This is a genomic window from Acetivibrio sp., from assembly GCF_035371925.1.
Taxonomy (GTDB): Bacteria; Bacillota; Clostridia; order Acetivibrionales; family Acetivibrionaceae; genus Hungateiclostridium.
In genome coordinates, this window is the sequence record NZ_DAORXT010000030.1 from 1 (window position 1) to 15,110 (window position 15,110).

12 protein-coding genes are annotated in these 15,110 nt (G+C 39.5%); 10 read left to right on the forward strand and 2 right to left on the reverse strand.

All coding sequences use genetic code 11. The features are described from left to right. The 7 genes from PLH43_RS05905 to PLH43_RS05935 form a co-directional block, all read left to right on the forward strand. Positions 1 to 186, forward strand: a 186-nt coding sequence (locus PLH43_RS05905) for a hypothetical protein (RefSeq protein ID WP_324361079.1), incomplete at its 5' end; no start/stop codon positions are given. 75 nt (positions 187 to 261) lie between these two features. Continuing rightward, positions 262 to 1,095, forward strand: a complete 834-nt coding sequence (locus PLH43_RS05910; protein WP_324361081.1) for a protein-glutamate O-methyltransferase CheR — start codon at positions 262 to 264, stop codon at positions 1,093 to 1,095. After that, the gene (locus PLH43_RS05915; RefSeq protein WP_324361083.1) at positions 1,074 to 2,168 is read left to right on the forward strand and encodes a chemotaxis response regulator protein-glutamate methylesterase; all 1,095 of its coding nucleotides are present in this window, start codon (positions 1,074 to 1,076) and stop codon (positions 2,166 to 2,168) included. Before PLH43_RS05910 ends, PLH43_RS05915 begins: the two co-directional genes overlap by 22 nt. A 263-nt stretch (positions 2,169 to 2,431) precedes the next feature. Continuing rightward, positions 2,432 to 3,418, forward strand: a complete 987-nt coding sequence (locus tag PLH43_RS05920; protein ID WP_324361085.1) for a Gfo/Idh/MocA family oxidoreductase — start codon at positions 2,432 to 2,434, stop codon at positions 3,416 to 3,418. Positions 3,419 to 3,647: 229 nt separating this feature from the next. After that, complete coding sequence (locus tag PLH43_RS05925; protein ID WP_324361087.1) at positions 3,648 to 3,776, forward strand: hypothetical protein; 129 nt, start codon at positions 3,648 to 3,650, stop codon at positions 3,774 to 3,776. A 79-nt stretch (positions 3,777 to 3,855) separates the two neighbouring features. After that, complete coding sequence (locus tag PLH43_RS05930) at positions 3,856 to 5,157, forward strand: hemolysin family protein (RefSeq protein ID WP_324361088.1); 1,302 nt, start codon at positions 3,856 to 3,858, stop codon at positions 5,155 to 5,157. A gap of 60 nt (positions 5,158 to 5,217) precedes the next feature. Further along, a complete protein-coding gene (locus PLH43_RS05935) occupies positions 5,218 to 5,985 on the forward strand; it encodes a MerR family transcriptional regulator (protein ID WP_324361090.1) in 768 nt (255 codons plus the stop codon). A gap of 101 nt (positions 5,986 to 6,086) precedes the next feature. Here the strand turns inward: PLH43_RS05935 and PLH43_RS05940 are convergent, their stop codons facing one another. Both PLH43_RS05940 and PLH43_RS05945 read right to left on the reverse strand, forming a co-directional pair. Further along, positions 6,087 to 7,787: a cellulase family glycosylhydrolase gene (locus PLH43_RS05940; protein WP_324361092.1), complete on the reverse strand. Its 1,701-nt coding sequence runs from the start codon at positions 7,785 to 7,787 to the stop codon at positions 6,087 to 6,089. Positions 7,788 to 8,069: 282 nt separating this feature from the next. Continuing rightward, positions 8,070 to 8,774 (reverse strand): DUF3592 domain-containing protein, encoded by a 705-nt coding sequence (locus PLH43_RS05945; RefSeq protein ID WP_324361094.1) that lies wholly within the window; start codon positions 8,772 to 8,774, stop codon positions 8,070 to 8,072. Between the two features lie 365 nt (positions 8,775 to 9,139). Here PLH43_RS05945 and PLH43_RS05950 point away from each other — a divergent pair, with 365 nt between their 5' ends. The 3 genes from PLH43_RS05950 to pcrA all read left to right on the forward strand — a co-directional run bounded on the left by PLH43_RS05950 (position 9,140) and on the right by pcrA (position 15,034). Further along, complete coding sequence (locus PLH43_RS05950; protein ID WP_324361096.1) at positions 9,140 to 10,951, forward strand: phosphoenolpyruvate carboxykinase (GTP); 1,812 nt, start codon at positions 9,140 to 9,142, stop codon at positions 10,949 to 10,951. A gap of 1,209 nt (positions 10,952 to 12,160) precedes the next feature. Further along, entirely contained in the window at positions 12,161 to 12,691 is a 531-nt protein-coding gene (raiA, locus tag PLH43_RS05955; protein ID WP_324361098.1) for a ribosome-associated translation inhibitor RaiA, read from the forward strand. Positions 12,692 to 12,805: 114 nt separating this feature from the next. Next, entirely contained in the window at positions 12,806 to 15,034 is a 2,229-nt protein-coding gene (gene pcrA, locus PLH43_RS05960) for a DNA helicase PcrA (RefSeq protein ID WP_324361100.1), read from the forward strand. Positions 15,035 to 15,110 lie beyond the last annotated feature (76 nt).

A 15,110-nucleotide genomic window follows, 5' to 3' on the forward strand; every position in this document is an offset into this window, starting at 1 on the left:
AATGAAGTGGCCGACGCAACCAAAGTTCAGGCGAACGAGGTAGAACAGCTGGCGAAATTTACAGCTGAAATAGACCGAGTCATTAGCCTTAATGTCAAGGATGTTGAGCGCACTTGTGCAGTAACCAAAGAGCTGTCGGAATACTCCGAAGAAATTATAGAAACACTGCAGGGATTGGCTAGATAGAGTTTCATTACTTATATTGGAGAGGCATTGTGCCTCTCCACAGATTGTATTAGGGAGGGGCTGTAACAAATCTATATGGATACATTTGGACTGATCCAATTGGCAGAGCTCATATATGAATATTGCGGTATCGACTTTTTTAAGAATCTTTCCTCTCTTGAGGGTAAAATATCGGAGAGGCTTAAGGAGCTGGGACTGTCCTGCTGGGAATACGGAGGATATTTAAGGGTTGAACCGAAAGAATGGGACACGCTTGTTGATCTCATCACAGTAAATGAGACCTATTTCTTTCGTGAGGAAAGCCTTTTGGAAGAATTTCGAAGGGTCATACTTCCCCAATATAAGGACCGTACACCCGATAATCCTTTGCGTATATGGAGTTCGGCTTGCTCTACCGGTGAGGAACCGTATACATTGGCAATATTATGTGAAGAGACCGGACTGTTTGAAGCCGGTGCAGTTGAGATTATTGCTTCGGATATTGACAGAAAGGTTTTGGAGAAGGCAAGAAAGGGATTGTATAACAAGAAATCCTTTTCCTTTCGTACAATGCCGAAAGAATACTTGGACAAGCATTTTATTTCTTTTGGGGACGAGTATAAGGTCAAGGATTCAATAAGGTCCATGGTTGATTTTAGCTGTCTGAATCTTTTGGATAAGAGCATACCGGAAAAGATTACAGAAGTAGACATAATCTTCTGTAGGAATGTACTGATTTATTTCGATACAAAAGCAATAAAAGAGGTTATTAATTCTTTATATAAAGTGTTAAGAGTAGGGGGATATTTGCTTTTAGGCCATGCAGAGACTATAACGGGAATGAATACCGGGTTTGAAACGATATATGCTCCCTCGACATTTTATTATCGGAAAGGAGAAAAATATCCATGCAGCAGTATGGGGTATTAGTGGTGGACGACTCCTCTTTTATGCGGAGATGTATCAGATTAATAATAGAGAAAGACCCTCAGTTATTTATTATAGGAATTGCAAGAAACGGCATAGAAGCGGTGGAAAAAGTGCAGAGGCTAAAACCCGACATTGTAATAATGGATGTAGAGATGCCTGAAATGGATGGGATGACTGCCTTAAAGGAGATTATGAAGACCTGTCCTGTTCCTGTTGTAATGTTGAGCAACCGGACCGATAAGGACCCTGAAAAAACTTTTCAGGCTTTGGAATTGGGAGCTGCAGATTTTTATTTAAAGAGTGCACTTTTGGAAGAGAATGTAAAACCGGAAATAATAGAGGAATTTTTAGTCAAGCTGAAAGCTATCGCCCGAAAGACAAGAAAGCCTGAAAACAAGAAACAGGAGCAGAAAATTACTTCTGAAAATACATCGGAGATTATCGAAAGCATTCTGAACAAGCCGGAAAGCCCGATTGAAACGAAGCTTGGGTTGGCTGACTTACTGATAATAGGGTGCTCTACGGGAGGACCTTCTGCGTTACAGTCCATTCTCCCGCGTTTCCCCAAGGATACCCATGTACCCATTGTTGTTCTGCAGCATATGCCTCCGGGATTTACCAGACCGCTGGCCGAACGTTTTGACACTATCTGCAATTTGCGGGTTAAAGAAGCTGAAGACGGAGATATTCTTGAAGCCGGAAATATCTACATAGCTCCGGCAGGCTACCAAACCTTGTTGGATAAGAAGACAGACGGTTCGACAACGTTGAGAATAGAAGACTGTCTGCCCGTCGAAACGGTTTACAAACCGTCAATTAATGTAACTTTGGATTCGGCAGCACCTATTTATAAAGAGAGGTTGCTGTCGGTTATCCTTACAGGAATGGGAAACGACGGACTTGTTGGGTGTGAGACGGTGAAAAAATATAACGGTAAAATAATCGTTGAGGCAGAAGAATCCTGCATTGTATATGGCATGCCCAAAGTGGTGTATGAGGCAGGGCTTGCAGATGTTCAGGTACCTTTATCCAGTATTTTTCATAAAATAATGCGCTATCTTAAAAATGAATGATTTCTAAAAATAGATGGATAAGACTTTTTGTTGGAGAATTTGGGCTTTTCAAAGCCTATCTACGTAAGAATTTTGGAGTTTTGGGTTGCATTGACAAATTGCATGTACTTGCTTTAAAATTAAATTATAGGTGTGCTGTAGTCTTTAAATAGCGGTCGAATGCAGTTTTAAAATTGAAAACAAGAAGGTTTTTTTAAGCAATCTTTTTACTCATAATAACTGATAAGACTATTAATAAAATTATTCAAGGCAGGAATCAATTTATGACAGAGGAAATAAAATGGGGAATATTAGGTTGCGGAAGAATTGCAAGAACTTTTGCAGAGAGCTTGCAGTATGTGCCCGACGGAAAGCTTACGGCTGTTGCTTCAAAAACTCCCGGGAAAGCTTGTGAATTTGCCAGGACTTTTAATGTTGAGCGTTATTATGAGGACTATCTTGACCTTGTAAAAGACGAATCTTTGGATGTCATATATGTAGCGACTACGCACAATTATCACTATGAGCACACTCTTCTTTGCTTGGAAAACAAAAAGTCTGTTCTGTGTGAAAAGCCCTTCACGGTAAATTCAAAACAGGCCGAACATTTAATTTCGGTGGCAAGACAAAATAAAGTCTTTTTGATGGAAGCAATGTGGACAAGGTTTTTGCCGTGCATAGTCGAGCTAAGCCGCTTGCTTTCCCAAAACATAATAGGAGATATCGGTTTTTTGAGAGCTGATTTCGGATTTAGCACAAAGGGACGGGATGTACCGAAATATTACTTCGACCCGAACTTGGCGGGAGGTGCGTTGTTGGATTTGGGAGTGTATCCGGTTTCTTTTTCCCGATTTGTGTTTAAAAAGCCCCCTGTGAACATAAAAACCTTTGGATATATTGATACCTCAAAGGTGGATATACATGCGGCCTATATGTTTGAATACGGATACGGTAAAGTGGCGATGATGTCATCTTCGTATAGTGTGGACATGCCTCACGAGGCTGTAATTTGCGGAACGGAAGGATATATAAAGGTTCCCGATTTCTTTCATCCGACCCAGTTTTCAATTCATTTGCATGGCAAAGAAGAAAAAGTAGTGAGGATTCCTTTCGAATCCAACGGGCTAAACTACCAGGCCCGGGAAGTAAATAAATGCCTTCGGGAAGGAAAGCTGGAGAGCGATATTATGACTTTGGACGAAAGCCTTGAAATCATGAAAACTTTGGATGCGCTAAGGGCGGAATGGGGACTTTCATATCCCATGGAATAAAAAATTATGCTAGTATTTATACTTATATGTGATGATTTTTTCGAAATGTAAAATTATCGATACCAAATAGGTGAAAAATTTGGTTGAATTTATGTGATTTAGACGGATAAGTGAATGGAAACGACTTTCCTTGATTTCATGTTAGCTTGACAATTATAATGAAAAATAGTAAATTAAATTTAATTTAATCTTAAAAAGAAATTGATAATTTTAATGGGGTGATAAAATAATGGATGACTATCCGGCGGATTTACAGAGCAGCAAGGCACTATGGGTGTTATTAAAATCAGAGGGTAGTGTAAAAAGGAACAATAAAAGAGGCGATAAATATAAGAGAAGGGCTATAGTAAATCCGTAGATTGGGTTTATTATGCTCTTTTTTAGTCTTATTTATCGCAACATTGTGTTTATTATAACATTGTGGAGGATGATTTTAATTGTTTATTGAGATTCTGGTTTTGGTACTGCTTATAGTGCTGAATGGATTTTTCGCAGCTTCGGAGATTGCGCTGATATCCTTAAATGACAACAAGCTCAGAATGATGGCCAATGAGAAAAGCAAAAAGAAAATTGCAATGCTAAGAAAACTATTATCCGAACCGGGAAGGTTTTTGGCCACCATACAAATCGGTATAACTCTTGGCGGAACATTGTCGAGTGCTTTTGCGTCCGAGAGCTTTTCCGACAGATTGGCAGAGCTTATAAAACAGACGGGTGTCCCTGTTCCGGATGCAGTGCTGAAGACTTTGTCCATGATTTTCATATCTGTGATTCTGTCATATTTCTCACTTGTAATTGGTGAGCTGGTTCCTAAAAGACTTGCGATGAAGGAAGAAGAAGCGATATCCATGTTTGCTGCAAAGCCGCTTTACTATCTTTCGGTTATTACCTACCCTGTTGTAAAGCTTCTCAATGCTTCAACCAATTTAATTGTAAGACTTTTCGGAATTGACCCTAATGCAGATGAAGAAGAGGTCACTGAAGAAGAGATTCGAATGATGGTGGACGTGGGAGAAGAAAAAGGAACCATACAAGAAAACGAAAAGGAAATGATCAACAATATTTTTGATTTCGACAACAAGACAGTCATGGATATTATGACCCATAGAACCGATATTGTTTCCCTTCCGGTCGAAGCAAGCCTTGACGAGGTTATATCTTTGTATAATGAAGAAAAATATACAAGGATACCGGTGTATGAGGAAAGTATAGATAATATTGTAGGAATCCTGCATGTTAAGGATTTAATAAAGTATGTGAGCAGCGAGAATAATACTAAAGATTTTGATTTGAGGAATATTATCAGAAAACCTTACAATGTGCCGTGGTCAAAGAAGGCAGATGAGCTTTTCAGCGAATTGCAGAGAAGCAAGGTTCATATGGCAATTATTATTGACGAATACGGCGGAACGGCAGGAATCGTGACTATTGAAGACTTGGTGGAGGAAATTGTAGGTAATATATTTGACGAATACGATGAAGAAGAAAAAGACTTTGAAAAATTGGACGAGAGCACTTATATATTTAACGGCTCTGCCGGTCTTGATGTTTTAAACGAATGGGTGGATGCAGAGCTGCCTGAGGACGAGTATGACACATTGAGCGGATTTATTATAAGTCAGTTGGGTAGAATTCCGGACTATGACGAAAAGCCTCAAATTGAATTCAACGGGCTTTTGTTCAAAGTAGAAGAGGTAAGTGAAAAAAGGATTGAAAAGATTAAAGTCTGCAGAGCATAAAAAGCTATTGACATTGACGTAGCGTAAAGGTGTAAAGTATTCTTGCGGGGAGGTGAAAGCATGGAGTACACAGTGCAAAAGCTTGCATCTCTGGCTGGAATCAGTGCCCGTACCTTAAGGTATTATGATGAATTGGGTATTCTCAAGCCGGCAAGAATAAATTCATCGGGCTACAGGATATATGGTCAGAAGGAAGTTGACATTTTACAGCAAATACTGTTTTACAGGGAATTGGGCGTAAGTCTTGACTGTATCAAGAATATTATTACGTCTTCTTCCTTTGATCCGCTTTCTGCACTGAGGGAACATCGCGAAAAGCTCCTCCAAAAAAGAGAGCAGCTGGATTTGCTGATAGCAAATGTCGACAAGACAATTGCAGCTGCGGAAAGGAGAGCTGAAATGTCTGATAAGGAGAAGTTTGAAGGTTTTAAACAAAAAATGATTGACGACAACGAAAAAAAATATGGGGAAGAAATCAGGACAAAATACGGAGACGAACAGGTCGATGAATCCTATAAGAAATTTAAGAATATGACCAAAGAGCAGTATGACGAGGTGGAAAAACTTTCACTTGAACTGAATGAGACATTAAAGAAAGCCTTCGCAACAGGTAATCCCGCAGGGGAGCTTGCTCAAAAAGCTGCAGACTTGCATCGCCAATGGCTAAGTTATTTCTGGGGAAGTTACAGCAAGGAAGCCCATGCCGGACTTGCCCAAATGTATGTGGAAGATGAGAGATTTACTGCATATTATGACAAGGAGCAGCCGGGAACTGCGAAGTTTTTGAGGGATGCCATTCTGATTTATACGGGAATGGAGGAAAAATAATATAGTTTATAAGATATTAAAAAGGTTGACTGCCCTTTTTGGCAGCCAACCTTTAATTTTATTATAAACCCGGTTGAAAATCGACTATCCTGACCGTCAGATTATTGGATAAACGGCAGTTTGTCAATTGACTTGAGCAAATATCTTTTTAGGATAGAATAGTCTGTTGAAGTTACCTTGCCGTCCGCATTTACATCGGCAGCGTCCATGTTTACATTTGACACAGGCACTTTTACCACTATTCTTCTTAATGCCGAAAGGTCTGATGAATTTACTTTACCGTCGTTAGTGACATCGCCATAGATAAAGTTAGGAGAAGGCGATACCGGAGGAGTTTGCGAGTTAATGGGCTTCGTTGGTGTCGGAGATGTTACAGGGTCTGAAGCTCTTGGTGTACCGTAATACTCACCCAAGGAAATTCCGTTGGAACCAAGAGGAATTTGGTGGTCAAGACCGATAAACTTACCGTCTTTTGTTTGCCACAATGCTTTCTTCAACAATCCGTATTTTTCTTCATCCCAAGTTGCCCAGTCGTTTCCGATCAATCCGCCGGTATCTCCGGAGTTGGGGTTTATACACCAGAATGTGTGGTGAATGCGGTTTTCAATCATATAATCTCTGAGCAATGTCATCCATTTCTGGTTTTTACCGCCATCCATATGTCCACCCCACTCACCGATTAAAAGTGGAGCGATTCCCTGATCGTTAATATATGCCCAAGTATCATACCAGTAGTCATCCAACAGGGTCTGAGTTGTAAAGTCTTTATCAAACCATGTTTGAGCGTATACTGAAGGACCGTAGTCATGTGGAGAGTATACTATCTGGCTGTTTAAAGGACCTAAATCAATAGGATAATCTTTAACGCCTCTCAAGTTTCCGCCCCACCATGCGCCGTACCATGGAGAAGCATCTCCTGTTGCACCCCAGATATCCGGTGTGTCATAGGTATAACCTTTTTCAGTCTTCGGGTACTGCTCAACACCTTCAATAACTATTAGCACTTTAGGGTTTACTGCCAAGATAGCTTTTGCACAAGTTTCGGCAGCATATTTCCAGTTGTTTTCGTCTTTTGAATTGTCCCATTTTGCAAGCAATTCAGGTACTTCGGCCATATAGCCGCGTTTTCCGTGAGGCTCGTTTTTCAAGTCAAAAGCCAATATAGTGTCATCGTTTTTGTACTTGTCGGCAAGCCAAACCAATGTGTCTATCCACATTTTTGTGGTAACTACTCCGCAAGTGCTTGTTTCTTTTCCGTACCACAACTCATAGTTATGTCCGGAGTTGTTGGCATCAGGGCTATGTATATCAATCATTACCTTAATTCCAAGCTCTTTACAGTAGCCCATAATAATATCGAAGATTTCCATACTGTTTTTTACACCGTCAGTTTCCGGATCATAAAAGTCAGGATTTACCACATGGTATGGAGGATTGTTGCTGGCAGTTACGCTGGAAACCGGGTTTGGCTTTCCAATCATCCAGCTGTACAGAAGCTCTGTTGAAATCGGTATTCTCAAAAAGTTGATACCTCTGTCGGCAACGCTGGTCAGAATACCTTTGACATCATACCAGGCACCGTGGAAACAGTTTTCACTGCAGTTGAAACCAAACCAGTTGGCACCTGTCAACCATACTTCGTTTCCATACATGTCATAAATTTTGTTGCCTTTACAATGCAACCAGTCGTCGTTGTTGGTGTCTACGGCTGTTACTGTTGTAGCTGTGTTATATGAGAAACAAAAAACAGCCAGAACTATCAGCGCAGCAAACAACGAAACAATTCCTTTTGCTTTCTTCATAAAAAAACCTTCCCCCCAAAAGAATAATTTATTTCAATAAATATTATTGAAAACTGTTAACCGGACTAAAGATGAAAAAGTAATAGATATAATTTACACCGACAAAAACATAATGTCGTATAAAGTATATTATTTGACGACAATCACCTCTTACACAAATTTACAATTGAGTTATGCAGGAATATTACTCCTACTATAATTTTATAAAATATTCGAAGGTAAATCAACCTAAATGTGTACGTGTGTAGAAAAATTAAGGATTGTGTAAGGTAGATTGCATTTTTAGACGTTTGCGACAAACATTTCTACATCTTCAGTGGATACAAAATATTTTTTTGGATTTTCCGGATCTATGTACACCGGAAGAGTAGTGATTCCATTTTCTTTTATTATGGGCTCGGGGTCAAACCAGATGTTGTCGCTGTTAAAAAAGTAAAACAATCCTGTGTAGGGGTCTTTCCAACTGCAGGTTATAATATACGGATGCTTTCCGTTTACTGTATAGTTTTTATTCAAAATAACTTCATTGATATCTGCATACACCAGCTGGCCGGTTGCCATCAGGCGTTCGCGAAGCCTTGACTTATTGACTTGTGAAATGATAAAGCTAACTCCGATGGCCGTAAATATTAATCCGATTACGACCAAAACAATGTCGGAAATCATGGAGCCAGTGGATTGCACGTTCTCCGGATTGTCCGGGTCGTAATAGACGGTAATTTCTTTGCCTTCCCTCATACCGGAGGAGTAATAACCAAGAGTATCATAGTATTCTTCACCTTCAACGAAATATTTTATTTGTACGTTATAATGCCTGTCTCCGTCAAAGTCACGGTAGCTGTCTATTTTGGTAATAACGGCAGTGGTCTTTACGGCACTTTTTAGAAAATTGAAATGATTGATGCCGAGTATTACTCCAATTATGGTGGGAATAAGACCGACAGCCGCAAAAATAATTCCCAATATCCATATAGCATTCTTTTTCATTTTTCTACCCCCTGCATAAATCCGTTATAGTTGTAAAGCTATTCTATCATAAAAAAAGATGTATAAAAACAGCTATTAGAAACAATACTCTCTAAATATAGCATAGTTTATTTAAAAGAGTATAAAAAGCTCATGAAATATCGTAAAACAAAACCTGCATAAAAAGGCAAAAGACTTGTTGATATTTTAATCGTTTTGTGTTAGTATGATAGTGAAAAAATTAACCAATTCATAAAAAGGAGCAAAATACGGAAAAGTTTCTTTGTTTGTCAATATTGCAAAAATGCAATGACAAAAATGCAAATAATATAAAAGTAATTACATAATAACACAAATAATAAATATAGTTGGAAGGAGAATTTCTAATGACATCAACAAACATGACATCAAACAAAAAATTGCTTGATTGGGTCAAAGAAATGGCTGAAATGTGTCAGCCAGATGAAATTTATTGGTGCGACGGCTCGGAGGAAGAAAATGAACGCCTGTTAAAGTTATTGGTTGATACAGGCCTGGCTACACCTTTAAATCCTGAGAAGCGTCCGGGATGCTATCTCTTCCGCAGCCATCCGTCAGACGTTGCCCGTGTTGAAGACAGAACTTTTATTGCATCCAAGTCTAAAGAAGATGCAGGACCGACAAACAACTGGATAGATCCGACAGAGCTTAAAGGAACTATGAAAGAGCTGTACAATGGTTGCATGAAGGGAAGAACAATGTATGTTATTCCTTTCTCCATGGGGCCTATCGGTTCACCTATCTCAAAGATCGGTGTTGAATTGAGCGACAGCCCTTATGTTGTTGTTAATATGCGTATCATGACACGCATAGGTAAAGCTGTATTAGACCAGCTTGGTGAAGACGGAGAATTTGTACCGTGTCTCCACTCAGTTGGCGCTCCGTTAAAAGAGGGCGAAAAGGATACAGGTTGGCCATGCGCACCAATCGAAAAGAAATACATAAGCCATTTCCCGGAAGAAAGAACTATATGGTCTTATGGTTCCGGATACGGCGGAAATGCGCTTTTAGGAAAGAAATGCTTCGCACTTCGTATCGCGTCCGTTTTGGCACGTGATGAAGGCTGGCTCGCTGAGCATATGCTCATTCTCCGTATTACTGACCCTGAAGGAAACAAGACATATGTTACCGGTGCTTTCCCAAGTGCATGCGGAAAGACAAACCTGGCTATGCTTATTCCTACAATTCCAGGATGGAAAGTTGAAACAATCGGTGACGACATTGCATGGATGAAGTTTGGAGAAGATGGCCGTTTATATGCTATCAACCCTGAAGCAGGATTCTTTGGTGTTGCTCCTGGTACATCCATGGATTCAAATCCGAACGCAATGCATACAATCAAAAAGAATACAATCTTTACAAACGTTGCATTAACTGACGATGGCGATGTTTGGTGGGAAGGAATGGGAACAGAACCGCCGGCTCATCTCATAGATTGGAAAGGCAATGACTGGGCTCCGGGTTCTGAGACTCCGGCAGCACATCCAAACGGACGTTTTACAGCTCCTGCAAGTCAATGCCCTGTAATTGCTCCTGAGTGGGAAGACCCGAAAGGTGTGCCGATTTCCGCTATTCTTATCGGTGGACGTCGTCCAAATACTATTCCGTTGGTTCATGAAAGCTTTGACTGGAACCATGGTGTATTCATGGGTTCAATCATGGGTTCTGAAATTACAGCTGCTGCAATTTCAAACAAAATCGGACAGGTGCGCCGTGACCCGTTTGCTATGCTTCCATTCATAGGCTACAATGTAAATGACTATCTCCAACACTGGTTGGATATGGGAACTAAGACTGATGCAAGCAAGCTTCCGAAGATATTCTATGTAAACTGGTTCCGCAAAGACAGTGACGGAAAATGGTTGTGGCCTGGATACGGTGAAAACAGCCGTGTTCTCAAGTGGATTGTTGAAAGAGTAAACGGCAAGGGTAAGGCAGTGAAGACTCCTATCGGATATATGCCTACAGTTGATGCCATCGATACAAACGGACTTGATGTAAGCAAAGAGGATATGGAAGAACTCTTGAGAGTTGACAAGGAACAGTGGCTTGAGGAAGTTAAGTCAATAAGAGAGCATTACGCTTCATACGGAGAAAAACTTCCGGCAGAGTTGAAGTCACAATTGGATGCTCTTGAACAGCGCTTGAAAGAAGCTTAATATATTAATTATTAATTAAAGTAAAAAAAAGGAGTCATGGCGTTTGTCACGGCTCCTTTTTAGTTTTAATAAATAGTTTTCGTATCGGCAAAAAGCTGATTTTAAAGAAAAAAAAGACGAAACCTGAGTTTCGACTTCATCAGTTGGTTTTATATATGTTTATCTACTATTATAAATTTAAATTATAGAAAAGGGTGTAATGCTGGCTATGTTTTATTGCCGGTTGACGGGTGTCAAATTGGAGCATCGGTTTGTAAATTGGCTGGGCAAACTTAGCATGTGGGTTGCTGCGTTGATTTTAAATCCATTGGTACGTGGTAATTGCATCGGTAGCTAATATATTGTGTTGCATGTTGGATGATGTATACTGTTCAATTTATACATCACACCCTAGAATTTTCTCTCCCTTTGATATTTTAATTATCACAAATTATTAGGATTTAAACAATATGCAATTTCAACAAAAAATCAACACTCTTAAGACCGGATTTTGATAAATAAAACCAAAAACAATAATCGACTAACGTTATATAATAATGGTTTTTGCATCCAAATCTGGTTGCAAAAGAATTCGATACATATTGTTATTGGAAATAAAACCCTCAAAAAGCAATATTTAAAGCTATTTCCCATTATAAGTTTTTATGGTAGATGAATATTATTCCGAAAATGGTGTTAACATAAGATGTTTGGGTTTTTAAAGATAACAACAGGTTTATCCACAGGTAAAATCAGCCTATATGAGTTATTCACAGAATTGTCCACATTATCCACAGGAGTTATGTGCACAAAACACTTGTTTTGTGGGGGAAATGTGAGGTAATTGTGGAAAAAGATATGGATACGGCTTCTTTATTGGGTTGAAGGCTTTCTGAATTTAAGGAAATTATGTGGAAAAAAGATATGTGAGATTGAAAAATATCCGTTTCAGTGGTTATAATTATATTGAAGGAATATTTTACTTAACGTCGAATTAATATTTTATATTAATATTTTTACCCGAAAGTAGCAAAGTTGTGGACAAACACGGCATATTCAGCTATTTGGGCTTGTTAATATCAATAAAGGGGGGTGGATGCTTTTTTATTTTTCAAGCAAAGCCGTGTTTTGAAGGAAATTTTCAGGGTAAAATTATTAATAATAGCAAGACAGGTATTGTAGCAAAAAATTACAATGCTTGTCATTGACGGAAAGGGGCTGTATGCATATATGAAATTCAAAGTTATCGGAAAAAACATTGTCGTAACAGAAGCTTTAAAGGAAACGGCTATTAAAAAAGTCGGAAAATTGGACAAGTACTTCCGTCGTGATGCTGAAGCGCAAATCACTCTTAGTGTACAAAAGAACAGACATATTGTGGAAGTTACAATACCTTTCGAAGGAGGAATACTTAGAGCTGAAGAAGACAGCCAGGATATGTATGCTTCTATCGACAAGGTTATAGACAGTCTCGAAAGGCAAATAAGAAGAAACAAAACCAAGCTTGAAAAGAAAGTCCATGACGGCAGTTTAAGATTTGAGAACATTCAACTTGACGACGACGCTGAAGAAGAACCGAAATTTGAAATTGTGAGGACAAAGAAATTTGCTATAAAGCCTATGACAGTTGAAGAAGCGGTTTTGCAAATGAATCTTTTAGGACATCAATTCTTCATGTTTTCCAATGCAGAAACCAATGAAGCAAATGTTGTATACAGGAGAAAAGATGGGAATTATGGCTTGATTGAACCGGAGTTTTGATCTATCAATCGCAAATGATAAGATGTTGATATATAATGGATTTTCTACTATAATTAAAAATGCCGAGGCATGTGTCTCGGCATTTAAATTTTTGTTTATTGGAGAGGGCGATATATGGATTTGCTAAAGGATTTAAATAAAGAGCAAAAAGAAGCGGTATTGCACGTTGACGGCCCTTTGCTTGTTTTAGCCGGTGCCGGAAGCGGGAAGACAAAGGTGCTTACGCACAGGATTGCTTACTTGATTAAAGAAAAAAATGTACATCCTGCCAGTATCCTTGCGATAACTTTTACCAACAAGGCCGCAAGAGAAATGAGGGAAAGAATAGACCGGCTTGTTGAAGATGTCAGCGACAGCATATGGGTAAGTACTTTTCATTCCATGTGCGTGAGGATATTAAGAAGGGATATTGAAAAAATAGATTATGACAGAAACTTTGTAATATTTGACTATACGGACCAACAAAACGTTGTAAAGGATTGTCTTAAGGAGCTTAACCTCAATGAGAAAAACTACCCTCCGAAATCGATATTGGAGATGATTGGAAGAGCCAAGGACGAGCTTATTACACCTGAAGCTTATTTAAAAATGTATTCCGGCGATTTCAGGATGGAGAAAGTCGCCCGGGTTTACGAGCTTTATCAAAAGAAGCTAAAGCAAAACAACGCCCTGGACTTTGACGATATTATAATGCTTACGATAAAACTCTTTATGGAGAATCCTGAGGTTTTAAATTACTATCAGAGAAAATTCAGATATATTTTAGTGGATGAGTATCAGGATACCAATACAGCCCAGTATTCCCTTGTCAGCCTTTTGGCACAGGGATACAGGAATCTTTGTGTTGTGGGGGATGACGACCAGTCCATCTATGGGTGGAGAGGCGCCAATATAAGAAATATTTTGGATTTCGAAAAAGAGTTTAAGGATGCAAAGGTAATAAAGCTTGAGCAAAACTACCGTTCAACCCAGACCATTCTTGATGCGGCCAACCATGTTATCAAGAACAACATAGGAAGGAAAAGTAAAAAACTTTGGACTAATAATAAAGAGGGAGATGCCATTAAATATCTTGAGTGTTTGAATGAACATGAAGAGGCATATTTTGTGGCAAGCGAGATAAAGAGGCTTTGCAGAGAGCAAAACCGGTCTTACAGGGACTTTGCCGTACTCTACCGAATAAATGCCATGTCCCGTGTTGTTGAGGATATGCTCATGAAGGAAGGAATAAGCTACAAAATATTTGGAGGACTTAAATTCTATGACAGAAAGGAAATAAAAGATGTTATTGCCTATCTTCGTGTAATTCAGAACCCTGCGGACAACATAAGCTTAAAGAGAATAATTAACGAGCCCAAAAGAGGCATTGGAAATACAACGTTGGATAATGCCGAGAGACTGGCGAACGAAAGAGGGGTCAGCATTTTCTCGATTATTTCATCGGCATCGGAAATTCCGGAGCTTATGAGGGCTTCGGCAAAACTTGAGAAGTTTGTTTCACTGATAAACAGTTTAAGGGCCCAGAGCATGGTTATGACCGCATCGGAAATGATTGAAGAGGTCCTTGAAAGGACAGGCATTTTACAGGCCTACGAGGAAGAGAATACATTGGAGGCCCAGGGCCGAATAGAAAATATCAAAGAGTTGCTGTCCGTGGCAATGGAGTTTGAGAGTGAAAGTGAAGAAAAGAGCCTTACAGAGTTTCTTGCCCATGTATCTTTGGTGTCGGATGTCGATACGATGGATGAGAATAGCGAATATGTTGCTCTAATGACGCTTCACAGTGCCAAGGGGCTGGAGTTCCCGGTGGTATTTTTGGTGGGCATGGAAGAGGGCATTTTCCCGGGCTACAGGTCAATGACCAGCGAGTCGGAGCTTGAAGAGGAAAGAAGGCTGTGTTATGTGGGTATAACAAGGGCCAGGGAAAACCTTTACATGACAAGCACTTTCAGTCGTACACTGTTTGGAAATACTACCTACAACAGGGTTTCAAGATTCATTAAAGAGATTCCCGAGGAGTTGTTTGGGGCCGGTGCTGTGAAAGAGAGCAAGCCGCAGAAAACATCCAATGAAACGGCGAGTAAAAAAATTGACGGAGTAAGCAAAAGCTTTAACCCTTCTGTAAGCTTTAATGCGGCAAATTTAAAAAGTCCTCAGAAAATGGGAGTGGCAAAAGCGGAGCTTAGTGTGGGCGACTTGGTGAGGCATAAAGTTTTTGGAGAAGGAATTATCACCCGAAGAGAGCCTGAAGGGGACGATTTCAAGCTGGAAATACACTTTAAAGGAAAAGGCATGAAAAGACTTATGGAAAGCTATGCGAATTTAACAAAAGTAAATCAGTAAAAAAATATTTCATATTTTTTCATAATGGCCGAACCAAAATAAATATGATTGCGTCTAACTAATCAAAACAGAAAAA